Source organism: Streptomyces longhuiensis, from assembly GCF_020616555.1.
In the GTDB taxonomy this organism is placed as follows: Bacteria; Actinomycetota; Actinomycetes; order Streptomycetales; family Streptomycetaceae; genus Streptomyces; species Streptomyces longhuiensis.
On the sequence record NZ_CP085173.1, the window covers coordinates 2,310,968 to 2,333,468 of the forward strand.

At 72.5% G+C, this 22,501-nt stretch carries 16 protein-coding genes and 1 pseudogene; 3 read left to right on the forward strand and 14 right to left on the reverse strand.

Annotated elements, in window-relative coordinates:
- Window positions 1-79: 79 nt before the first annotated feature.
- From cobT to LGI35_RS10960, 7 genes are all read right to left on the reverse strand, one after another.
- A complete protein-coding gene (gene cobT / locus LGI35_RS10930) occupies window positions 80-3,577 on the reverse strand; it encodes a nicotinate-nucleotide--dimethylbenzimidazole phosphoribosyltransferase (protein ID WP_227293684.1) in 3,498 nt (1,165 codons plus the stop codon).
- A 355-nt stretch (window positions 3,578-3,932) separates the two neighbouring features.
- Window positions 3,933-5,144: a precorrin-6y C5,15-methyltransferase (decarboxylating) subunit CbiE gene (cbiE, locus tag LGI35_RS10935; protein WP_227293685.1), complete on the reverse strand. Its 1,212-nt coding sequence runs from the start codon at window positions 5,142-5,144 to the stop codon at window positions 3,933-3,935.
- An 81-nt stretch (window positions 5,145-5,225) separates the two neighbouring features.
- Entirely contained in the window at window positions 5,226-5,873 is a 648-nt protein-coding gene (locus LGI35_RS10940) for a GNAT family N-acetyltransferase (protein WP_227293686.1), read from the reverse strand.
- 130 nt (window positions 5,874-6,003) lie between these two features.
- Window positions 6,004-6,837, reverse strand: coding sequence for a MetQ/NlpA family ABC transporter substrate-binding protein (locus tag LGI35_RS10945; RefSeq protein WP_227293687.1), 834 nt, complete (start codon window positions 6,835-6,837; stop codon window positions 6,004-6,006).
- 8 nt (window positions 6,838-6,845) lie between these two features.
- Complete coding sequence (locus LGI35_RS10950) at window positions 6,846-7,676, reverse strand: MetQ/NlpA family ABC transporter substrate-binding protein (protein ID WP_227293688.1); 831 nt, start codon at window positions 7,674-7,676, stop codon at window positions 6,846-6,848.
- A 66-nt stretch (window positions 7,677-7,742) separates the two neighbouring features.
- Window positions 7,743-8,495: a methionine ABC transporter permease gene (locus LGI35_RS10955; RefSeq protein ID WP_227293689.1), complete on the reverse strand. Its 753-nt coding sequence runs from the start codon at window positions 8,493-8,495 to the stop codon at window positions 7,743-7,745.
- Window positions 8,492-9,529 (reverse strand): methionine ABC transporter ATP-binding protein, encoded by a 1,038-nt coding sequence (locus tag LGI35_RS10960; RefSeq protein WP_227293690.1) that lies wholly within the window; start codon window positions 9,527-9,529, stop codon window positions 8,492-8,494. Before LGI35_RS10960 ends, LGI35_RS10955 begins: the two co-directional genes overlap by 4 nt.
- Window positions 9,530-10,069: 540 nt before the next feature.
- On the opposite strand from LGI35_RS10960, the gene LGI35_RS10965 reads away from it, so the two are divergent.
- Both LGI35_RS10965 and LGI35_RS10970 read left to right on the forward strand, forming a co-directional pair.
- Window positions 10,070-10,429, forward strand: coding sequence for a hypothetical protein (locus LGI35_RS10965; protein ID WP_227293691.1), 360 nt, complete (start codon window positions 10,070-10,072; stop codon window positions 10,427-10,429).
- Window position 10,430: 1 nt separating this feature from the next.
- Window positions 10,431-10,862, forward strand: coding sequence for a hypothetical protein (locus LGI35_RS10970; protein ID WP_227293692.1), 432 nt, complete (start codon window positions 10,431-10,433; stop codon window positions 10,860-10,862).
- Window positions 10,863-10,901: 39 nt separating this feature from the next.
- Here LGI35_RS10970 and LGI35_RS10975 read toward each other — a convergent pair.
- The 3 genes and pseudogenes from LGI35_RS10975 to LGI35_RS10985 all read right to left on the reverse strand — a co-directional run.
- Window positions 10,902-11,393 (reverse strand): annotated as a pseudogene (locus LGI35_RS10975) (GNAT family N-acetyltransferase); the annotation flags it as partial.
- Between the two features lie 37 nt (window positions 11,394-11,430).
- Window positions 11,431-11,949 carry an RNA polymerase sigma factor gene (locus LGI35_RS10980; protein WP_227293693.1) on the reverse strand — a complete coding sequence of 173 codons (519 nt, stop codon included), beginning with the start codon at window positions 11,947-11,949 and terminating at the stop codon, window positions 11,431-11,433.
- 59 nt (window positions 11,950-12,008) lie between these two features.
- Complete coding sequence (locus tag LGI35_RS10985) at window positions 12,009-13,190, reverse strand: glycerophosphodiester phosphodiesterase (RefSeq protein WP_227293694.1); 1,182 nt, start codon at window positions 13,188-13,190, stop codon at window positions 12,009-12,011.
- Window positions 13,191-13,518: 328 nt separating this feature from the next.
- Between LGI35_RS10985 and LGI35_RS10990 the strand changes: the two genes are divergently transcribed.
- Window positions 13,519-14,148, forward strand: a complete 630-nt coding sequence (locus LGI35_RS10990; RefSeq protein ID WP_227300265.1) for a lysophospholipid acyltransferase family protein — start codon at window positions 13,519-13,521, stop codon at window positions 14,146-14,148.
- Window positions 14,149-14,281: 133 nt separating this feature from the next.
- Here the strand turns inward: LGI35_RS10990 and LGI35_RS10995 are convergent, their stop codons facing one another.
- The 4 genes from LGI35_RS10995 to LGI35_RS11010 form a co-directional block, all read right to left on the reverse strand.
- Complete coding sequence (locus tag LGI35_RS10995; protein WP_227293695.1) at window positions 14,282-15,832, reverse strand: MFS transporter; 1,551 nt, start codon at window positions 15,830-15,832, stop codon at window positions 14,282-14,284.
- Window positions 15,829-16,380 carry a TetR/AcrR family transcriptional regulator gene (locus tag LGI35_RS11000; protein ID WP_227293696.1) on the reverse strand — a complete coding sequence of 184 codons (552 nt, stop codon included), beginning with the start codon at window positions 16,378-16,380 and terminating at the stop codon, window positions 15,829-15,831. Before LGI35_RS11000 ends, LGI35_RS10995 begins: the two co-directional genes overlap by 4 nt.
- Before the next feature lie 176 nt (window positions 16,381-16,556).
- Window positions 16,557-18,512, reverse strand: coding sequence for a hypothetical protein (locus tag LGI35_RS11005; RefSeq protein ID WP_227293697.1), 1,956 nt, complete (start codon window positions 18,510-18,512; stop codon window positions 16,557-16,559).
- 77 nt (window positions 18,513-18,589) lie between these two features.
- Window positions 18,590-22,495, reverse strand: coding sequence for a vWA domain-containing protein (locus LGI35_RS11010; RefSeq protein ID WP_227293698.1), 3,906 nt, complete (start codon window positions 22,493-22,495; stop codon window positions 18,590-18,592).
- Window positions 22,496-22,501 lie beyond the last annotated feature (6 nt).

The window sequence follows — 22,501 nt, forward strand, 5'->3', positions numbered from 1 at the left end:
GGTTCAGCGTACGGGGCGGGCGGGACCCGTGTCCCGGCCCGCCCCTGTGGCAGTGAGGGCTGCTGTCGCCCCGGCCCTGCTACTTCTCCGTGACGCCCGCCGAGTCGAACGTCGCCACCTCGTGCATCGCACGGGCCGCGCTCTGGACGATCGGCAGGGCGAGGAGCGCTCCCGTGCCCTCGCCGAGGCGGAGGTCCAGGTCGATCAGGGGGCGCAGGCCCAGCTTGTTCAGGGCCGCCACATGGCCGGGCTCCGCGCTGCGGTGGCCCGCGATGCAGGCCGCGAGGACCTCGGGAGCGACGGCGCGGGCGACCAGGGCGGCCGCTCCGGCGCTGACGCCGTCCAGGATCACCGGCGTGCGCAGCGACGCGCCGCCCAGGAGGAGGCCGACCATCGCCGCGTGCTCCAGGCCACCCACCGCGGCGAGGACGCCGATCGGGTCGGCCGGGTCCGGCTGGTGCAGGTCGAGCGCGCGGCGGACGACCTCGACCTTGCGGGCGTGGGTCTCGTCGTTGATGCCCGTGCCGCGGCCGGTCACCTCGGACGGGTCGACGCCCGTGTAGACCGAGATCAGGGTGGCCGACGCCGTGGTGTTGGCGATGCCCATCTCGCCGGTGAGGAGCGCCTTGTTGCCGGCCGCGACGAGGTCGCGGGCCGTCTCGATGCCGACCTCGATGGCCGCCTTGACGTCCTCACGGCTCAGGGCGGGCCCGGTGGTCATGTCGGCCGTGCCGGCGCGGACCTTGCGGGGCAGCAGGCCCGGGGTCGCCGGGAGTTCACTCGCCACGCCCACGTCGATGACGCAGACCTCGGCGCCGACCTGGTTCGCGAACGCGTTGCAGACCGCGCCGCCGCCCAGGAAGTTGGCGACCATCTGGGCCGTGACCTCCTGCGGCCACGGGGTGACGCCCTGGGCGTGCACGCCGTGGTCGCCCGCGAAGATCGCGACGGCCGCGGGCTCGGGGATCGGGGGCGGGCACATCCGGGACAGGCCGGAGAGCTGGGCCGAGATGATCTCCAGCATGCCGAGCGCGCCGGCCGGCTTCGTCATCCGCTTCTGCCGCTCCCACGCCTCGCCGAGCGCCTTGGCGTCCAGCGGGCGGATGTTGGAGACGGTCTCGGCGAGCAGGTCGTGCGGGTCCTCGCCGGGCAGGGCGCGGCGGCCGTACGTCTCCTCGTGGACGACCCAGGACAGCGGGCGGCGCTTGGACCAGCCGGCCTGCATCAGCTCGGGCTCGTCCGGGAACTCGTCGACGTAGCCCACGCAGAGGTAGGCGACGACCTCGAGGTGGTCGGGCAGGCCGAGGGTGCGGACCATCTCGCGCTCGTCGAAGAAGCTGACCCAGCCGACGCCGAGCCCCTCGGCGCGGGCCGCGAGCCACAGGTTCTCGACCGCGAGCGCGGAGGAGTACGGGGCCATCTGCGGCTGCGTGTGGCGGCCCAGGGTGTGGCGGCCGCCGCGCGTCGGGTCGGCGGTGACGACGATGTTCACCGGGGTGTCGAGGATGGCCTCGATCTTCAGTTCCTTGAACTGCTTCGCGCGGCCCTTGGGCAGGGACTTGGCGTACGCGTCCTTCTGTCGCATGGCCAGTTCGTGCATCGTGCGCCGGGTCTCCGCGGAGCGGATGACGACGAAGTCCCAGGGCTGCGAGTGGCCGACGGACGGCGCCGTGTGGGCGGCCTCCAGGACACGGAGCAGCACGTCGTGCGGGATCGGGTCGCTGCGGAAGCCGTTGCGGATGTCGCGGCGCTCGCGCATGACGCGCAGGACGGCCTCGCGCTCGGCCTCGTCGTAGCCGGGAGCGGCCGGGCCCGCGAGGTCGTCGGCCGGGGCCGGCAGCGTCTCGGGGGTCGCGTCCGCCACGTCCTGGGCGGCGGGGTCGGCCTCGCGGGCGGCGGGGACGAGGGTCTCCGGCTCCGCCTCCACGGGGGCCTGCTCCGTCGGCGCCACGGGCTCGGCGGCCTCGGGAGCGGCCTCCGGCTGCGCTTCGGCCGGGACGGGGGCCTCGGCGACGGCGTCGGGGAGGACGGGAGCGGCCTCGGCGGGTGCCTCGAACGCCTCGGGCGCCTCGTTCACCACGGCAGTACCGGCGGTCCCGGTGAGCTCAGCCGCCTCCGGGATCTCAGCAACCCCGGGGATCTCAGGGGCTTCGTGCGTCGCCTGCGGCTCGTTCGTCGCGTGCGCTTCGTTCATCGCGTGCGCCGCGTCGTCGACCGCGTGCGCTTCGTGTGTCTCGGGTACCACGTGGACTTCGTGTGCTTCTTGCGCTTGGGGGACCTGGTCCGCGTCGGGTGTTTCGGGCGCCTCGTCGATGAGGACGGGGGCCGGGGCGGCGGGCGCCGCCGGTCCGGGCAACTCGGCCGCGGGCTCGGGCAGCGGCGGCACGACCATGTGCTGCGGCGGCGTCGGCGCCAGGTGCGGCGTGGTGGGGATCGTCCCCTCGACGGGCACGAACTGACCGAGCGGCTGCGCCGCCTGATCCGCCGGACCCTCGGCGGGAGCCTGCGGGAAGTGCTGGCCCTGAACCGCCTCGGGCGCCATGGCGAACTGGCCGGAGTGCGGGTCGACGGGCAGCTCACCGGAGTGCGCGGCCATCGGCTGATGCCCTGCGTAGGCGGCCACCGGCTCGGGCTGCACCGCGAACTGCGCGTCCTCGGGGCCCTGTCCGACCGGCGCGAACTGCACGCCGTTCGGAGCGGAGGAGTAGTCGGCGGCGTACTCGGCCGGCGCGGCCTGTTCCTCGGCGAACAGGACACCCTCGGGAGCCGCCGCGTACACCGGCGCCTCCTCGGGGGCGGCGAACTCCGGGGCCACCGTGCCCTCCGGCGTCTGCTCGGCCTGCGCGAGGTGCGGGTCCTGCAGATCCTGCAGGTCCTGCGGTTGCTGCGGCGCCTGGGCGAACACGGGGGCGTCGCCGACGGTCTGCTGCGTCGGGGCGGCCGGTGCGGCGGGAGCGGCGTCCGGGACGACCGTTTCTGCTGAGGCCTCCGGTGCGAGCTCCTGTGCGACCTCCGCGGCGGGCGTCTCGAAGCCCTGCTGCGGCGCCTGCGCGCCCCAGGGAGCGGCGCCCTGCGGCGGGATCTCACCGAGCCGCGGCTCCGGAGCGCCCGTCTCGTCGCGCGGGATGTCGAGGTACTCGGGCCCCGTGGGCGGGCCCGCCTGACGTACCGGCATGGGGTTCGGCGGAGTGTGCGCGGGGCCGCGGTCGGCGAGCGAACGGACGGGGCTGCCCGTGCCGTCCGGCACCGGCGGGCCCATGTGCAGCGGGCGACGCGCGGGCCCGGGGTGCGGGGCGGGCGAGGGCCCCGGCACTCGGACGCCGTTCAGGTCGACCTGGCCGCTGTCCCGGCCCGCCGTCTCGTGCGGGCCCGGCTCGTGCGGGGCGGGCATCGGGGCGGCCTGCGGCTCGCCCCAGGCGCCCTGCGAACCCGGCATCAGCAGCAGATCGTCGTCTTCGGTGGGGGTTTCGGAGGGGTCGAGGAAGGTGTACGCACCCGGGGCGGGGACGCCCGGCTGTTCCACCGTGCCTGCGTTCTCCGGCAGCCCCTCGCCCGGAACCTGGCCGGTGTCGGTCATGCGTACCCCTCGCCCATCGGTTAGTGCTTCTTCGGCAGCCCCCGGCCGTCGGCCGGGGATGCGACCCCAGTGACCGGAGCGGCGCACCGACCGCCCGTCATGAAGAACGAGCGTGAGTGCCGTGCGGCACGAGCCGGCTGAGGACAACAGGTATTGTCCCGGTCGGCCGGCTGCCACCGCACCTGGATCGGGCACGGCCCGCTGTGGACTGCGCCACGTTGCGCATCCTCCGGTCCTGCCGTACCACACGCACCCCAAAAGTGGCGCGTTTTCCGGACATTGACCGACGGAAAGCCGGACGTCCGGGTGCAGTACAACGATCGGCCAGCCTACCGCGCGCCCCGGAGCGACCGGGTCACGGGTTGCGGTCGGGCAACTCCCCGGAGAGCAGGAACCCCACGGTCCGCTCCTTCTCGGTCCAGGCGCGAGTGTCCAGCTCGACGGACTGGAGGAGCGAACACTCGACCCGATAGCCGTGCTCCGTCAGGTCCCTGCCGATGAGTTCGGCGGCATCGCGTGTCGCGGCGTGCGTCACGATGCGTTCGGGACGCCGGTCGGCGACGGCGGAGACGACGGCCACTCCCCCGCCCCCGATGCGTACGACATCGGGTTCGGGCAGGTCTTCGAGGATGTGGGGCGCCGTGCCGTGCACGATCTGCGGCTGCACTCCGAAACGGCGTGCGGTGGCGAGGGTGCGGGCGCAGGCGTCGGGGTCGCGGTCGACGGCGATGACCGCGGCGCCGAAGCGGGCGGCCTCCGCGGTGAAGGCTCCGCTGCCGCAGCCGATGTCCCAGACGAGGTCGCCCACACGCGGTCCGGTGCGGGCGAGTTGGGCGGCGCGCAAGGGCTCGGTCTCGCCCTCGCCGAGGCGGCCTCCGTACTCGGCGCCGGGCAGTGCCCAGCCGCGCGGGGTGGCCGAGGGGGCGCCTCCGGCGAGCCAGGCGCTGTCGTCGGACGGGGCGGTCGGGCCGCCGATGACGATGACGACGTTCGGGTCGCGCCAGGTGTGGTCGGCGGCCTTGTCGCTGGTCACGACGGTGACCTGCTCGCGGTCGGTGCCGAGTTCCTCGCAGATGACGAAGGTGCGGTGGACACCATCGAGGAGCAGTCCGAGTTCGGCGGGGCCCGCTCCGGGCGAGGTGAGGACGGCGACCTTGGGGTGGGCGCGGCAGACGTTGACGGCGCGGCGCAGGGTGCGGCGGTGGGCGACGACGACCTGGGCGTCGTCCCACGGCATGCCGGCACGGGCGAAGGCCTGGGCCACCGAGGAGACGGCGGGGACCACTTCGACCTCGAGGCCGAACTCGGGCGCGCGCAGGGTGCGTACGACTCCGAAGAAGCCGGGGTCGCCGTCGGCGAGGACGACGGCGGTGCCGCGGTGGGCGGCGATGCGGCGGGCGGCGAGCGAGACGCTGCCGAGCCTGATCCGCTCGGCGCGGCCCGGTACCTCGGGAAGCGCGAGGTGGTGGCCGGCGCCCGCCACGAGGGTGGCGGCACCGAGGGCGGAGCGTGCGGCCGCGGTCAGGGGCGAGCCGTCCCAGCCGATCACCGTGACCCGGTCGGCCATCGTCGTCAGTCTCCTGGGGGTTCTCGCGGGTCGAACGGGCTCGGTGAGCGTACCTGGTGTACCTGGGTGCGACCTTTGGGGTCAGTTCCAGTCCGAGAAGGCCGTGTATCCGCCGGTCTCGGCGAACTCGTCGGAGACGCCGTCGAGGTCCTCGGGCAGCAGGCTCCACACGATGAAGTCGGTCCGCAGGTCCTCCCAGCCGCCGTCCTCGGTACGGGTACGCGCTATGCACGCGTTGCGCAGGACGCCCTCGCTGATGCAGCCGATCTTCTGGGCGACCTGCTGGGAGGCGGTGTTGTCGGCCGCGGTGCGCAGCTCGAGGCGCTCCAGGCCCTGCTCGCGGAAGAGCCAGCGGGCGGTGGCGAGCGCCGCCTCGGACGCGTAGCCCTCGCCGCGGGCCCAGGGCGCGATGATGTACGACAGCTCGGTGGAGCCCACGTGCCAGTTCGTCTTGCCGAGCTGGACGATGCCGACCAGACGCTGGGTGAGGAACTCGGTGACGGCCAGGTCGAGGCCGCGGCCCGCGATGCGCTCGGTGGGGGCGTACTGGGTGATCCAGGTGCGGGCCTGGTCCTCACCGAAGGGCTGGGGCACCGAGGTCCAGGCGGCGACCATCTCGTCGTTCATCATCTCGGCGAGGGCGGGGGCGTCATCCTCCTCGAGGGCGCGCAGGACCAGCCGATCCGTGCTGATGGAGATGTCCGGGAAGCCCCGAGTACCAGTAGTCATGGCGCCGCTCCGTAACCTTCATGGCCTGGTGAAGTGCCCAGCATGCAGCATGAAGGCACGTAACTGCACCACGGGGTCCTCTCCCGGTGCGGAAGAGGACCCCGTGAAGGCGCGGTCGCTGCGGGTGGTGTCAGCCGGCGGCGACCGGAAGCACCGAGCCCTGGTACTTGTCCTCGATGAACTTCTTCACCTCGGGCGAAGTCAGCAGCGTGGCAAGCTTCTTGACCCGGGGGTCGTCCTCGTTGCCCTGCTTGACGGCGAGGACGTTGTTGTACGGGTTGCCCTTCACGGACTCCACGAGGATGGCGTCCTTCTTGGGGCTCAAGTTCGCGTCGAGCGCGAAGTTGTTGTTGATGACGGCCGCGTCGACGTCGCCCAACGAGCGGGGCAGCTGGGCCGGTTCGAGCTCCTTGAAGACGAGCTTCTTCGGGTTGGACGCGACGTCCTGCGGGCTCGCGTTCGCGCCGGCGCCCTTCTTGAGCCCGATGACGCCCTTGGAGGCCAGGAGTTCGAGCGCCCTGCCCTCGTTGGTGGTGTCGTTCGGCAGTGCCACGGTCGCCCCGTCACGGAGCTCGGTGACGTCGCCGACCTTCTTGGAGTAGACCCCCATGGGCGGCAGATACACCTCGGTGACCGCGCTCAGGGTGGTGCCCTTGGACTTGTTGAAGTCGTCCAGGTAGGGCTTGTGCTGGTACAGGTTGGCGTCGAGGGTGCCGTCCTGGAGGGCGGTGTCCGGCAGGACGTAGTCCGTGAACTCCTTGATCTCCAGGTCGAGTCCGGCCTTCTTCGCCAGGTGCTGCTGTACGTACGCGAGGACTTCACCGGCCGGCGTCGGGGTGGCGCCGACGACGAGCTTTTCGCTCTTGTCGGCGGAGCCGGACCCCGAGCCGCCGGACCCGCAGGCCGTCAGGCCGAGCGCGAGGGCTCCGGCGATGACGGCTGCGGGGATCGTGACGGCGCGCATCGCGGCGATCAGAAGGAGGGAAGGACGGAGCCGGCGTACTTGTCCTCGATGAACTTCTTCACCTCGGGCGACGTCAGCAGCTTCGCGAGCTTCTTCACGCGCGGGTCGTCCTCGTTGCCCTTCTTCACGGCGAGGACGTTGTTGTACGCGTTGTTCTTCGTGGACTCCAGGGCGAGGGAGTCCTTGGCGGGGTTGAGGTGGGCACCGATCGCGTAGTTGCCGTTGATCACCGCGGCGTCGACGTCCTGCAGGGAGCGCGGGGTCTGGGCCGCCTCGACCTCCTTGAACTGGAGGTCCTTCGGGTTCTTCGCGATGTCCTGCGGGGTCGCGGTGGCCTCGGAGCCGCTCTTGAGCGTGATGAGCTTGTTGGCGGCGAGGAAGCGCAGGGCGCGGCTCTCGTTGTCGGCGTCGTTCGGGAGGGCGATGGTGCCGCCCTTCTTCAGGTCGCCGATCGCCTTGGCCTTCTTGGAGTAGAGGCCGAGCGGCTCGAGGTGGACCGTGGCGACCGACTCGAGGTGCGTGGCGTTCTTCTTGTTGCAGTCTTCCAGGTACGGCTGGGTCTGGAAGTAGTTGGCGTCCACGGACCCGTCCTCGGTCGCCGTGTTCGGCGTGACGTAGTCGGTGAACTCCTTGACCTCGAGGTTGAGGCCGGCCTTCTTCGCCAGGTGGTCCTTCACGTACTCGAGGATCTCGGCGTGCGGGACGGGGGTCGCCGCGACGACGAGCGGGTCGGAGGCCTTGGCCTTGGTGTCGCCCTTGTCGGAGCCGCAGGCGGTCAGGCCCAGGGTGAGGGCGCCGGTGGCGAGGACAGCAGCGGTGATCTTGGTGGTGTTACGCACGAAAAGTGCCTTTCTCCATGGGTGGTGCAACCCGCCGGGTGGGGCGGGGAGACAGGGATGAGCGGGTCAGCTGGTCTTGGCCGGGGCGGCGTCCGTGGTGACGGCGCCGCCGGGCAGCAGACCGGCGAAGGCGCGGAAGCGGAGCGGTTCGCCGCCCTTGCCGGCCCGGCGGTGCAGGACGCGGGCTCCGCTGTCGCCGGCGAACTGGATCAGTGCGATCACGACGGCGAGGATCGCCACGATGATCCACATCAGCTCGGCCTCGAAGCGCTGGTAGCCGTAGCGGATCGCGAGGTCGCCGAGGCCGCCCGCGCCGACCGTGCCGGCCATCGCGGAGTAGCCGATGATCGCGATGATCGTCGTGGTGGTGGCCGAGATCAGGGACGGCAGCGACTCCGGCACGAGGACCTTGCGGACCACGGTCCAGGTGTTGCCGCCCATCGACTGCACGGCCTCGACCAGACCGCCGTCGACCTCGCGTACGGAGGTCTCGACGAGCCGCGCGAAGAACGGGATGGCGCCGATCGCGAGCGGCACGATCGCGGCCTCTCGGCCGATGGTGGTGCCGACGACCCAGCGCGTGAAGCCCATCAGCGCGACCATCAGGATCAGGAAGGGCATCGAGCGGACGACGTTCACGATCTGTCCGATGACCTTGTTCACCACGGCGTTCTGCAGCAGGCCGCCACGGTCCGTGAGGACCAGCAGGACACCGAGGGGCAGGCCCACCACGACCGCGATCAGCGTGGACCACCCGACCATGTAGAGGGTGTCCCAACATGCCTGGGACAGCAGCGGCTGCATCTCCGACCAGGTCACTTGGTGACACCTTCCTTCAGCAGTACGGGCTCGTGACCCTGGATCTCGACCTGGAGGCCCTGCTCGCGCAGGAACCCGATCGGCACGACGTTCTCGTCGAAGCGGCCGGGCAGCTCGATGCGCATGCGGCCGACCTGCTTGCCCGCGACGGTGTCCATCGCGGCGCCGAGGATCGAGATGTCGATGTTGTACGTGCGCGACAGCTGCGAGATGACCGGCTGGGTCGTCGACTCCCCGTGGAAGGTGATGTCGATGACCGTGCGGTCGGCGCCGGAGGCGTCGCCACTGACCGGGAAGAGCGCGGAGGCGAGCTCGGAGCCCGGCGTCGCGAGCAGCTCGCCGACCGTGCCGGACTCGACGATCTGTCCGTGCTCCATGAGGGCGGCGGAGTCGCAGACCGTCTTGACGACGTCCATCTCGTGCGTGATGAGCAGGACGGTCAGGCCGAGCTGCTGGTTGAGGTCGCGCAGGAGCTGGAGGATCGAGCGGGTGGTCTCGGGGTCGAGGGCGCTGGTGGCCTCGTCGGAGAGCAGCACCTTCGGGTCGCCGGCCAGGGCGCGGGCGATGCCGACGCGCTGCTTCTGGCCGCCGGAGAGCTGGGCCGGGTAGGCCTTGGCCTTGTCGGCGAGGCCGACCAGGTCGAGAAGCTCCAGCGCCTTGCGGGAGCGTTCCTTGCCCGACTTGCCGAGGATCTCGAGCGGCAGCTCGATGTTGTCCTGGACCGTGCGCGAGGACAGCAGGTTGAAGTGCTGGAAGACCATGCCGATACGGCTGCGTGCCTCGCGCAGCTCCTTGCCGGCGCGGGCGCCGCGGCCGACGAGGGCGGTGAGGTCCTGTCCGGCGACCGTCACGGTGCCGGAGGTGGGACGCTCCAGGAGGTTGACGCAGCGGATGAGGGAGGACTTGCCGGCGCCGGACTGGCCGATGACGCCGTACACCTCGCCCTCGCGGACGTGCAGATCGACGCCGTCGAGGGCGGTGACCTCTCGACCGCGCGAGCGGTAGACCTTGGTGAGGCCCTGGGTGGTGATCACGTGGGATTCCGTCACTGTCGATTGCGCGGCGCGGGTGAGCGCCTGCGGCGGGCATTCATGGTCGGGATCGGCCTGGACGCAGCACGGTTCTCGCTGTGGCGGTGGAACCGGGGGAGACTGTGCGCGGGGCGGCCCGGTCACGTACGGCACATGCACGGACAGGGCGCGGCGTTTCGCTTCGGGGCGCGAGAAACAGGCGGTGCGGGGGCCCTCAGAAGGCGCACATTCGACACATACAACGAGCACCGGGCGTCATCGTCGCCTCGGTCGCAAGGGTGCGGCTGCTCGTCGTGGTCATGCGAAAAGTAAAGCAGAAGTGCGCCCGGATCCCCGAACCGCTGTCCGAATAGCGGACGGCCCTGGACGGTGTACGGCCCGGCCGGGACGCCGCCCGAGTGGCCCGTGCGGCCAGTGTGGGCAGGGGCAGGAGGTGGTTCCCGCCGTCGTCCACGCCCGGCCCGGCACCCGGAGCGCTGTGGCCAACGCCACGGTGGCGGGGCCGCGCGCAGCGGGCCTTTTCGGCCGTAATAGGGTCTCGGCATGCTTGATGCCCTGACGGTCGCGACCGCTGTTGCCGCGCTCGCGCTCGCCACCTGGTGCGGCTTCGCCGCCTACCGCGACCAGCCGACCAAGGACTGGCACTTCATCGGCATGGCGGTGGTGTCGCTGCTCGCCACAGTCCAGCTGATCGTCGGCATCGTGCAGCTGGCGCGCGGCGAGAAGCCCGACCAGGGCACGACGATCTTCGTGGCCTATCTGATCGGCGCGTTCGCCTGCATCCCGGCGGCCGGCTTCATGTCGCTCGCCGAGCGCACCCGCTGGGGTTCGGTGACGGTGGCGGCCGGCGGCATCGTGCTGGCCGTCCTGCAAGTGCGGCTCTACGACATCTGGGGAGGCTGAGGTGTCCGTGACCTCACAGAGCGAGAGCGGCAGCAAGCCGCAGAAACTGACCAGCGGCCCCGGCACGCTGCTGGTGTGGCTGTACGGCGTGATGGTGGTCGGCGCGGTCTCGCGCTCGGCCGTCCAGATCTCGACGGAGTTCGGCCACGCGCCGCTCGCCTACTCGCTGTCGGCGCTCGCGGGCATCGTGTACGGCTTCATCACGTACTCCCTCGTGCGCGGCGGGGAGAAGGCCCGCAGGGCGGCGCTGGCGTGCTGCGCCGCCGAGCTCGTGGGCGTACTGACCGTGGGGACGTGGACGCTGGCGGACCCGTCGGCGTTCCCGGACGCCACGGTCTGGTCGGACTACGGCATGGGCTATCTGTTCATTCCCGTACTGCTCCCGGCGACGGCCATGTTCTGGCTCAACAAGGCGCGCAGGACTGCCGCCTAGGACTTGCCGGCAAGCCATGAGCCTGCCGGGCCCCTGGGCGACGAAGGCGCCCGCTTCCACGTCCTTGGCGAGCGTCACCACCGTGAGCCGCTCGTCGACGCGCTTCGTGGACACGGCCGCATAGCCGTGCTTCCGGTAGAGCCGCAGGTTGTGCTCGCTGCGGTGGCCGGTGAACAACTGGAAGCGCTTGGCCGCGCCGTCCGCGCCGAGCTTCGTCTCGACGGCGTCGAGCAGCCGCCCGCCCAGGCCGTGGCGCTGCATGCGCGGGTGCACGACGAGCTTGCCTATCCGGGCCGTGCCGTCCGCGTCCGTGGCGCCCCGCACCGCGGCCACGACCTCCTCCCCGAGCCGGGCCACCAGGACCGTGCCGCCCGCGAGTTCGGCCCTGACCGAGTCGAGCGGCTCCGTCAGCGGCTCGATCGAGTAGTCGCCGTAGAGCTCGGCCTCGCTCTGGTAGCACAGGTACTGAAGTTTGAGGATCTTCTCGGCGTCCTGCTCGGTCGCCGCAGAGATGATCACGCTCATGCCCATGTGTGCATGCCTCCCGCTCACCTGCTCCGCCGGTTGTCTATCGCTCCTTTCCCCAGGGTTCAGGAGCCGCAACCTCTGCTGCCAGCATTCTGCGCAGGCATCCCAGACATCTGGAACGTTCCGGACCGAGGCTGCCCTGTGAGATACCCAACTCACCTGCGATCTCGCGGTAGGTGAGGTCCTGCGGCGACAGGAAGGCGGCCACGACGCGGGGGCAGCGCCCGGGCAGTCGGCGCACGGCGGCGTGCAGCGCGTGGTGGCGGTCGCCGGCCAGCGCCCGCTGTTCCGGGCCGTGTTCGAAGTCGTCGGCGGGCTCGGTGACATACGGGATCTCGCGCTGCGCGGCGTGGCGGGTGCGGCGGGCCTCGGATCTGACGGCGGCGGTGAGCCAGGCGGCGGGGTCGGCGGGCGGGCCGTCGGTGTCGATGCGCTCCAGCAGGCGCAGCCAGACGGCCTGTTCGAGGTCGCCGGGTTCGCCCGCGCCGGCGTGGGCCTCCGCCGAGGCCTCGGCGGCGATGAGCGGGCGCAGGGTGTCGATGACCAGGTCGTACGTCATGCCGCGCGTCACCCCAACCGGGGCCGGGGTGCGCGGTGTTGACGGCCTGCTGACGTAGGTCAGGCCTTCAGGAAGTCCTCGCGGGCGAGGAGCGCCGTGTCGCAGTTGTCCGAGAAGATGCCGTCGATGCCGGTGGCCAGGTAGGTCTTGAAGGCGCCGAACGCGTCGCCGTAGGCGTTCGGGTCGGTGCCCTTCTTGAAGTCGGCGGGCAGGAAGGTGTTCTCGTTGCGCATCGTGTACGGGTGCAGGATCAGGCCCGCGGCGTGCGCGTCCTTGACGAGCGTGGTGGGCGCGAGCAGCTTGCCGTCCTTGTCCTTGGGGATGACGAGGTCGAGCGTGGGGCCGATGCCCTGGGCGTACGAGGCGATCTCGTCGAGGCCCTTGGGGGTGATGAGGTCGGCGACGGTGCGCGGGTCACCGGCGTCGACGAAGTCCCAAGGGCGGGAGTTCGCGGTCGACAGGAGCACGACGAGCGGGTTGTCGACCAGCTTGTTCAGGCGCTGGATGCTGGTCGGCTCGAAGGACTGGAGGAAGACCGGCGAGTTCTTCTTGTTCACGCCGTACTTGCGCAGGAGCGTCGCGACGCGCTCCTCCAGGCCGAGGCCGAGCTTGCGGAAGTAGGTGGGGTGCTTGGTCTCGACGTGGATCCACACCTCCTTGCCGCGCTCGCGGCTCTGCCGCTCCCGCCACTTGAGGACCTCTTCGAAGGTGGGGATCTCCCAGCGGCCGTCGTAGAGGGTGTTGCGCTGGCGGTTGGCGGGGATGCGCTCCTTGGCGCGCAGGGTCTTCAGCTCGGCGAGCGTGAAGTCCTCGGTGAACCAGCCGGTGGTGGCGACCCCGTCGAGGCTCTTCGTGGTCTTGCGGCCGGCGAACTCGGGGTGCGCGGAGACGTCGGTCGTCCCGCCGATTTCCGGCTCGTGACGGCATACGAGGTGACCGTCCTTGGTGGGCACGAGGTCGCCCGCCTCGATGACGTGCGCGCCCATGTCCAGGGCCAGCTGGTACGAGCCGAAGGTGTGCTCCGGCCGGTAGCCGCTCGTACCGCGGTGGGCGATGACGGTCGGCACGGGCAGGCTCTTGTAGCCACCGCCACCGTGATGTCCGCCACCACTGCGCTCGTCGGCGCTCGCCGCGCCGGGCGCGCCCAGGACGGCTCCGCCCGCGCCGAGCACCGCCGCACCGAGCACCGAACGGCGGCCGAGCTGCGACCCCCGGGACTCCTGTGACTTCCGCATCCCCATTGAGCACTCCTCCCACATCGCTGCCTTGCACCTGTCAAAGCGCACCCGATCGTAGGTGTGCGGGAGTGGCCAGTGGGAGACCTTGGGCCGAACGGAAGGGTGATGCGGGGTGACTCCTGTGCGCCGGATGACGGCCAACGGAGCGTAAATGCGGGTCAACACTGCGTATCGAGTGCGTGAACCCGATGTGCAACGGGCCGGGGGCCGCGAGTATCGTCCTCACCTGCACAGACTTCAGCTCATCCAGCCACGGCTTAGCCGCCACCCCTTGACACCGGAGGGCCCGTTGTCCCGTTTCGCGTTCATCAAGGCAGTGCTCTCACCGATCATGCGCCTGATGTTCCGCCCCCGGGTGGAGGGCGCCGAGAACATCCCGGGCACCGGTCCGGTCATTCTCGCGGGCAACCACCTGACCTTCATCGACTCGATCGTGCTGCCGATCGTGTGTGACCGTCAGGTCCTGTTCATCGGCAAGGACGAGTACGTCACCGGCAAGGGCCTCAAGGGCCGCGCCATGGCGTGGTTCTTCACCGGCGTCGGCATGATCCCGGTCGACCGGGACGGCGCGAACGGCGGTGTCGCGGCGCTCATGACGGGCCGCCGCATCCTGGAGGAGGGCCAGGTCTTCGGCATCTACCCCGAGGGCACCCGCTCCCCCGACGGCCGGCTCTACCGCGGCCGCACCGGCATCGCACGGCTGACCCTGATGACGGGCGCGCCCGTCGTCCCCTTCGCGATGATCGGCACGGACAAGCTCCAGCCGGGCGGCAGCGGCCTCCCGCGGCCCGGCCGCGTCACGGTCCGCTTCGGCGAGCCGATGGAGTTCTCCCGCTACGACGGCATGGGCCGCGACCGCTACGTGCTGCGCGCCGTGACGGACTCGGTGATGGCAGAGGTCATGCGCCTGTCCGGCCAGGAGTACGTGGACATGTACGCCACCAAGGCGAAGGCCGCCTGAGCGGTTCGCACTCGGACGTGACGAAGGGCCGCACCCGGTGGGTGCGGCCCTTCGTCACACGTATGGACGCCTGGACGCCCGCTGAAGGCGCGTCATCCGTACGGCCGTGTCGTCATCCGTACGGCCGCGTCCGTCACGGGTGTTCGACGCCGTCCTCCAGCTTCTGGCCGCGCAGCAGGAACCACGCCGCCACCGCCGTCGCGAGGAGCACCGCCGCGCCGACCCCCGCGGCCACCCGCAGCCCGTCGACGAAGGCGTCCTGGGCCAGCGCGATCAGTTCGCTCGCGGTGTGCGCGGGCAGCGCCGAGACGGACTCGACCGCGCCGCCCAGGGACTCGTGGGCGGCCGACGCCAGCTCGGGCGGGGTGCCGGCCGGGGCCGTGAAGTCCCGGTAGACGCCGGTGACGATGGAGCCGAGCAGGGCGATACCGAGGGCCGCGCCCAGTTCGTACGCCGTCTCGGAGACCGCCGAGGCCGAGCCCGCCTGCTCCTTCGGCACGTTGGAGAGGATCACGTCGGCCGTGACGGTGAACGAGAACCCCGCGCCGACGCCGACGACCAGGAGCACCGACCCGAGCAGCGGATAGCCGGTCGACTGACTGAGCCCGGTCAGTGCGGCCAGGGCGAGGCCCACCGCGGCGAGGCCGCCCGCGACGACGGACCGCACGGAGAAGCGGCGCGCGACCCTGCCGGCGACCAGTCCGGCCGCCACCGCGCCGATGGCGGCGGGCAGTTCGGCGAGACCGGCCTCGAACGGGCCACGCCCCTGGACCAGTTGCAGGAACTGGGAGAGGAAGAACACCAGACCCGAAAGGCCGAGGATGGTGAGCAGGTCGGCGAGAACCGCGGCAGAGAATCCGCGGTGGCGGAACAGACGCATGTCGAGGAGCGGTGCGGGCAGCGTGAGCTGGCGTCGGACGAACCACGTCAGAGCGGCCAGGCCGAGCACGCCGGACGCCGGCACCTGCCAGCCGAGGCCGTGCGACGCGGCCTCCTTGACCGCGTAGACGACGCCGATCATGCCGACGAGGGACAAAACGACGCTGATCAGGTCCCACGGGCCGCCCGCCGGGTTCTTCGACTCGGGCAGCAGCTTGATGCCGACGACGACGAGGACCGCCATCACGGGCAGGTTGATCAGGAAGACCGAGCCCCACCAGAAGTGTTCGAGCAGGAAACCACCGACGACGGGACCCACGGCCGCGCCCGCCGAGGCCGCCGCACCCCAGATGCCGACGGCGAGGGAACGCTCGCGCGGGTCGGTGAAGATGTTGCGGATCAGAGCGAGCGTCGAGGGCATCAGGGTGGCACCCGCGACGCCGAGCAGGGCCCGGGCCAGGATCATCATTTCGGGGCTCGTCGCGTACGCGTTGAGCACCGAGACGGCACCGAACGCGACCGCGCCGGTGAGCAGCAGCTTCTTACGGCCGATGCGGTCGCCGAGACTGCCCATGGAGACCAGGAGTCCCGCGATCACGAACGAGTAGACGTCGCCGATCCACAGGAGCTGCGTACCGGTCGGCTCCAGGTCCTCGCTGATGTACGGCGTCGCGAGACCGAGCACCGTCGCGTCGACCGCGACCAGGAGCACCGCGAGCACGAGGACGGAGAGCGCGAGCCATCGTCCTCGCCCGGGCCTCGGCTCCACCTCCGCCGCGAATGTGCGCTGGTGTGTGCTGGTCATGGTTCCACTCTCCGTCTGGCGCCGCCGAGCAGAAGCTCGACGATCATGTGTTGGAAGTCCTTGGCGGCCACACGGCCGTCCTGTACGGCCCAGGCGCCCCCGCCGATCAGGCTGTAGAGCGCCTCCGTGAGCCACGCGGGTGTCAGGTCGATACGGAACTCGCCGCGCTCCTGGCCGCGCGTGAACAGCCCGGCGATACGGGCGTCGAGCCGGGCCCAGCCCTCGTTCTGAGACTCGCCCTCGAAGAGCTGGTTCTCCGTGACGAGGAAGGCGAGGAGTCCGGCGCACGGCTGGATCTCCGCCACGAGCCGGCGCACGGCGTCGGCGGCGCTGCCCTCGTCGAGCCGGGCGGCGTCGAGGGCCGCCTCGCACTCCTGGATCCCCAACTCCTCGAGGGCCCTGACGAGTGCGTCCCGGCCCGCGAAGTGCCGGTGCAGCGTGGCGCGGCTGAGACCGGCCGCCCTGGCCACCTCGTCCATCGTGGCCGTGGCCTTGCGGGTGAGCAGGGCGGCTGCGGTGCGCAGCACCTGGTCTCGGTCGACTGACATGAGACGAGGGTAGACCATGTGAGACATGTTTGTCTCATGCAGAGCGTGAGCGTCTCAGAGAGGCTGGATATATAGCTGGATATATAGGGGCGAAGCGGCGGCGGTGGGTGGGCAAAGCCGGCGGGTGTGGGTGTGGGTGTGGGTGTGGGTGTGCCGATTGGGTGCGCGGGCGCGGGTCAGGTCTGCCAGGCCTCGCGGCACAGGGCTGTGGACGCCTCGTCGAGGTAACGGGCCGTGGCGAGCCAGGCACGGGCGAAGGCGTCGGTGTCCGCCGAGACGAGGCGGCCGAACCCGTCGCGGCCCCGCTCGGCCGCGGATCTGCGCATCGCGTCGAGGAGCTCGGCGGCGGTGGACAGGCCGGCTCGGCGCAGGAGCGCGGTGTCGGGGGAGGTGGTGTGCGGCGCCGTGGCGTGGGGTCGGGCGGGTGCGTGGTGCGTCAGGGCTCGGCGGCCCGCTACGACTACCTGTTCCGTGCGGCGGCGCAGGATGTGAAGCGGCGCGGAGGGGGCGGGGCGGACGGGGCCGGGTGCCTGTGGGGGGTCAGGCAGGGGTGATGTGGGGGGCACGTCCTGGCGTTGGAGGCGGTCCAGGCCGACGTCGCGCCGACCCGTGGGGAGACGGACGGCGAGGAGGGCGGCCCGGGGATGCCCGGCGGGCACGAGGCGCGCGATCGCACGGACTCTGGTCCCGGGGGCCGTGGCGAGGAGGGCGAGGTTCTCCCGGTGGGCCAGTTCGGGGTGGTCGTCGGCGGCGGTCAGCCGCACGGTGAGCCCGTCGCACTCGGCCAGGAGGCAGTCGCCGCCCGCCTCGCGGGCCACGCCGGTGAGTGTGACGTCGAGGAACAGCAGGTCCTGTCCGGCGGCTCCGGTGGTTCCCGTAGTTCCGGTGGCTCCGGTGGCTCCGGTGGCTCCGGTGGCTCCAGTAGTTCCAGTAGTTCCGGTGGTTCCGGTGGTTCCGGCGGCGAGGGCTCGGGCCGCCTGGTCAGCCACGGGGACGGACCACAGGGCCGCGAGCGGTTCCTCTGTCCAGTCGGCTCCCCCGGCGGCCGCGGCCCGCACTCCCCGGCCCGCGCCGAGCCGCCCGTCGGCGGAGACGGTCGCCCCGGAGACGACGAGCCCGGCGCGGGCCAGGTCGCGGTGCGTGAGCGCGGTGTCGCCCATCCTGACGGCTCGGTCCCCGGCGTTCCTGGCCCTCGCCGGTCCTCCGGGGGCCACGTCGGGAACGGTGTAGAGGCGGCCGGCGGCGTCGGCGGTCCAGGTGACCACGCCCGCGTGGCCGGTCGAGGTGAGGACGGGCTCGGTGAACAGTCCGTAGAGCCGCAGCGAACCGCCCGGCGCGTACGCGCGGCGCGCCGTTCCCCGCAGGGCGGCGTGCGCGTCCGGGGTTCCGGGGCGGCGCAGCCCGTACGCGGTGGCGAGCAACTCCTGGAGGGCGTCGGCCAGTTCGGAGGTGCGGTGGTCGGGCTCGGCGGCGCGGGCTGCGCGCAGTCCGTTCACCGTACGGATCGCGGCGGCCGCGGGTCGGGGCAGGGCCGCGAGGCGGGCCGTGTGGGCGGCTCGGAGCAGACCGGCCTGAAGCACGGCACCGGCGCCGTCGACACCGGCGTCGAGGACGAGAACGGCGGCCTGCCACAGGGCTTCGGCAGCGGCTGCTTGGGCCGCGGTGGTGGGCGTAGAAGTGGGCGGCGGAGACGTGGTGAGCGGAGAGGTAGTGAGCGGAGAGCCGGTGGACGGCGAGGTGCGGGCTTCGGTCGGCTCGGCGCGGGGTGCGGCTGCGATTGCGGTTGCGATTGCGGTTGCGGTTGCGGTTGCGGTTGCGGTTGCGTCCAGCTCGGCCGGGGCCGGCGGGGATGGCTGATCGGGCACGTCGTAGGGGGCGGCCGTGGGGGTGTCGTCCGCGATCGGCGCGAGGTTCGCCGCCGCGGCCCGGTGGACGCAGGCCGGGGCGAGCAGGCAGCCGCAGCGGATGGCCTCCTCGGCCGTGACCGTGCCGCCGGGAGCGTGCAGTTCGACGAAGGTCTCGTCGTCGACCGCGATACGGCAGATGCCGCCCTCGGACGTCACCGGTCGCGCGGCGAGCTTCTCGACGGCCGCGTCGAGGCGCTTGCGCAGGCGCGGGGAGAGTGCGGCCACGACGACGGCGGTGACCTCGGGCGATACCGGAGGAAGCTGCGGCGTCGGGCGAGAGCGCGGCTGAGAGTGCGTCGGCGTCAACGGATCTTCTCCCCTACCCAGCGGGCGAGTTCGAGCGGGCTGAGTGCGGCGACCGGCATGCCCGCGGCGACGAGCTGTCCCGCGATGCCGGTGGAGTAGCGGGGGCGCCCGGCGTCGTCGAGGCTCGCGCAGCCCAGTACGTGGCAGCCCGCGCCGACGAGTTCGCGTACCTCGGCGAGCATCCCTCCGACGGGGTAGCCCTCCTCGAAGTCGCTGACCACGACGACGAGGGTGCGCGAGGGTGCGGTGACCAGCGTGCGCGCGTGGCGCAGTCCGGCGGCGATGTGGGTACCGCCGCCGACACGGGCCTCCAGGAGGAGGGCCAGCGGGTCGTGGACGTGTTCGGTCAGGTCGAGGACCGTCGTCGAGAACGCCAGGAAGTGCGTGGACAGCGCGGGCACACCGGCCAGGACCGACGCGGTGAGCGCCGACCAGATGGTGGAGGCCTCCATCGAGCCGGACACGTCCGTGAGGATGATCAGCCGCCAGTCCGCGGAGCGCTGGGCCCTGCCGTGGAACACGGGGCGCTCGGGGATGACGTGGATACGTCCGTCGTCGGTGCGCCGGGCCGTGGCGAGGTTGGCGCGCAGGGTGCGGGCGAGGTCGAGTCCGCCACCGGGACGCCGGGTCGGGCGGGCGGTCGCCGCGCCGGTGAGCGCGGGACGCAGGCGGGTGGCGAGGGTGCGGGTGAGCTCGTCGACGAGGCGCCGTACGAGGGGACGCAGGGCGGCGAGCTTGGCCTCGGGCAGGCCGCCCGCGTGCTGGAGGACGGTGCGCAGCAGTTCCACGGAGGGGCGTACGGCTTCGGGGTCGAGCGCGGACACGACGTCCGTGCGGCCGCGGGTGGCCGCGGCGGCGAGGACCTCCTCCCGGATGCCGGGGCCGAAGAGCGCCGTCAGCTCCTCGGCCCATTCACGTACGCCGGGGTAGGGCGCCGCTCGCCCACCCCGGCCGCCCCCGCCGCCGGGCAGATCGCCGCGCGCGCCTTCGCCGCGGCCCTTCCCGTACAGCTCGTCCAATGCGGTCGCCAACGGGGCTATGCCCTGCGGTAGTTGATCCCCTCGTCGGCCGAGGACGAGGCGCCACCGCTCGGCGGGAGCGATCCGGGCGTCGCCGTTCGGTGGGACGGGAACGGAGGCAGGGGCGGGGGCGGGGGCGAGGGCTTGGGCGGACAGGGCTGCGGGGCGAGACGGGTCGGACGTGTCCGGCGCCGCGGGCAGGAGACCGAGCGCGGCCAGCGCCTCGCGGGCGGCGAGGTCCGCGGTGGTCCACGCGGCCAGCGTCCGCGCGTCCGTGTCCGGTGGGAGGTCGGCGTCGAGGGTGCCGTCGATGCGTTCCTCGATGACGGTGAGCAGCCGGTCGCGGGCGGCCGGGCTGAGCGTGTCGAACCCGCCGCGCAGGGCGGGGAGCCGTTCGAGGAAGGGGCTGTCGGGCAGTTCGCCGACACGGTCGAGCAGCGGGGCGAGCGCCTCGGGAGCCGTCTCCAGGAGGGATCCGGCGGCGGTGAGCAGGCCGGTCAGCCGGGCGGTGAGCTCCGCGCGGGTGCCGGGGTCGGTGGCCGTGTCGACCCAGGACACCGCGCGTGCGCCGAGGGCGGTGGCGGGTGTGTGCCCGAGCAGAACGCACACCGCGGCTGCGGCACCGCGCATGAGCGGCGTTCCGCCGTCGGCCAGCCGCGCCAGCGAGTCGGCGAGCCGCATCCCCCCGAACACGTCGGCGCGCCGCGCGAGTTCGACCAGAGCGCGGGCGTCGTCCGGGTCCTCGGAGCCGGCAAGCCCGTCGAGGCTGCGGACGGCGGCGACGGTCAAGAGGTCGGCACAGTCCGCGAGCGCCTGGGGCCAGAGGGCAGGGGTGGCGGTGAGGACGGGGACGGGGACGGCAGTGGCAGCGGCGGTGGGGACGGGGGTGGCAGTGGCGGTGGGGACGGGGGTGGCAGTGGCGGTGGGGACGGGGGTGGCAGTGGCGGTGAGGTCCGCGGCAGGTTCAGTGGCGGCGTCCGGCACGGCGTCCGGCACGGCGTCCGGCACGGCCAGGCCCGCGATGTGGCCCGACGTGAGGCGGTCGGTGAGGTCGAGGCCCGTGAGCAGTTCCGGGAGGGTGCCGATGGCGGGCAGCACCGTCGTGATCTCTGCCAGGGCCTCGGCCGCGAGTACGGGAAGTGCGCATTCGGCCGCCTCGCCGAGCGTGCTCAGCGCCTGCGCCGCGGTCGGGCCGCCCTCCGCGCGGGCGGCACGGACGCGTGCGCGCAGCACGCCCTCCGCCACCTGCGCCGGGGTCACGCCCCGGGTGGTCGCCGTGGTGAGGACCGCCGCAGTGGCGGGCGTCCAGCGCACGGTCCAGCGGGTGGTGAGCGCGTCGGTCCCGCCCGCCCCGCCGACGGACGACTCCTGCGCGTACGGGATGCCGCACAGAGCGAGACGGCGCAGCAGCACCTCACGTTTGCGGTCCGGGTCGGAACGCAGGGGGTCGAGCCGAAGTTCCTTCTCCTGCCCGCCACTTGCCGGGCCCGGCAGTCCGAGCGCGGCAAGCTCCGCCTCGACGGCCGGTGCGAGTCCGCCGCGGGGTGCGCCGGGGGCGGCGCGGCCCGTGCGCTCGCCGACGAGGACCCGCTCCAGCGCACGAGCGACGGCACGTCCGCGGCCCAGCGGCTCGCCCTGGGCCAGCACGGTCTGCACGGCCTCGACGAACTCGCTCCGGCCCGGCGCGGGCAGCCCGCGCAGGCTTGCGAGGCCACCCGCCACGCGGCGGATCTCGCGAGCGTCCGCCGGACCCGACGGGTGGCCCTCGGCGCGCAGTTCGCCGGTGACGCGGACGGCGCAGCGCAGGGCCGTCTCGCCGACCGCGGCCGGGTCGCCCGCCGACTCCAGGACCTGGTGCTGCCACTCGGGATCACGGATCCCGGCCGGATAACCGGAACGGGCGTCCAACAGCGCGTACGTGTACGGGATCAGGGAGACGATGCAGGTGGGCGCCGCCGACGAGGCCGCCCCCGCCGGGGGTTCCGTGTGCGGCTCGGCGGGCACCCCGGCCTGCGATTCGACCGACGGCGTGGCGGCGGCAGGGGCTTCCGCGCCGGGCCCGGCCGCAGGCGGCTCTGCGGGCTTCCCGGCCGACGGCCCCGCGACCGACCCACCGAGCACCCCGGCCGAGCGCCCCGTGACCGGCTCCGCCGGCGCCTCGTCCCGCAGCGCCCCCGCGCTCAACGCGGGCGCGTGGAAGGCCCCGATCACCGCGGCCACCGTGCGTCCGCCGCTCGCCGCCTCGCGTAGGCGTGAACGCATCCACCGTTCCCTGGTGAGGTCGAGCGGGTCGACTCCCGGGCCGTCCTGCGCGTCGCGGCGCAGGGCCCAGCCGGCGAGGAGCGCTGCCCGACGCAGGGCTTGCGGGGTGGCGCCCGGAGCGGGGGCCTCCACAAGACGGTCCCAGAGGTCGTCACCGTCGCGGCCGGTCAGCCGCCCACGCACCGCGTCATGCAGACTCAACCTGCGTCCGGCCGGAGCGGATGCCTGTTCCGTGGGGCGGGTTACGCGCGGCTCCCGCCAGGCCCGTTCCGTCAGCGGCAGATCACAGGCCACCACCGGGACGCCGTTCCGAGCGGCCCAGCGCAGCGCCGCGAGCTCCGGTGAGAAGTCCGCGAACGGGTAGAACGCCGGACCCGACTCCGCCTCCCCGCCGAGCACCGCCGCGAGCGCGACCGGCGCCACCGTCTCCTCGTGCGCCAGCCATGGGAGCAACTCCTGGGTTTCGGCGGGGAGTTCGACCAGCAGGACGTCCGGGGCAGCCTCGTCGAGGAGTCGCGGGACGACGGCGGCCAGCGACGGCGCGTGGTGGCGTACGCCGATGAGGTAGGGCCCGTCGGGGTCGGTGAGCGCGTCGATGGCCACGCCCGCGTCGGTGGTCATGGTGGG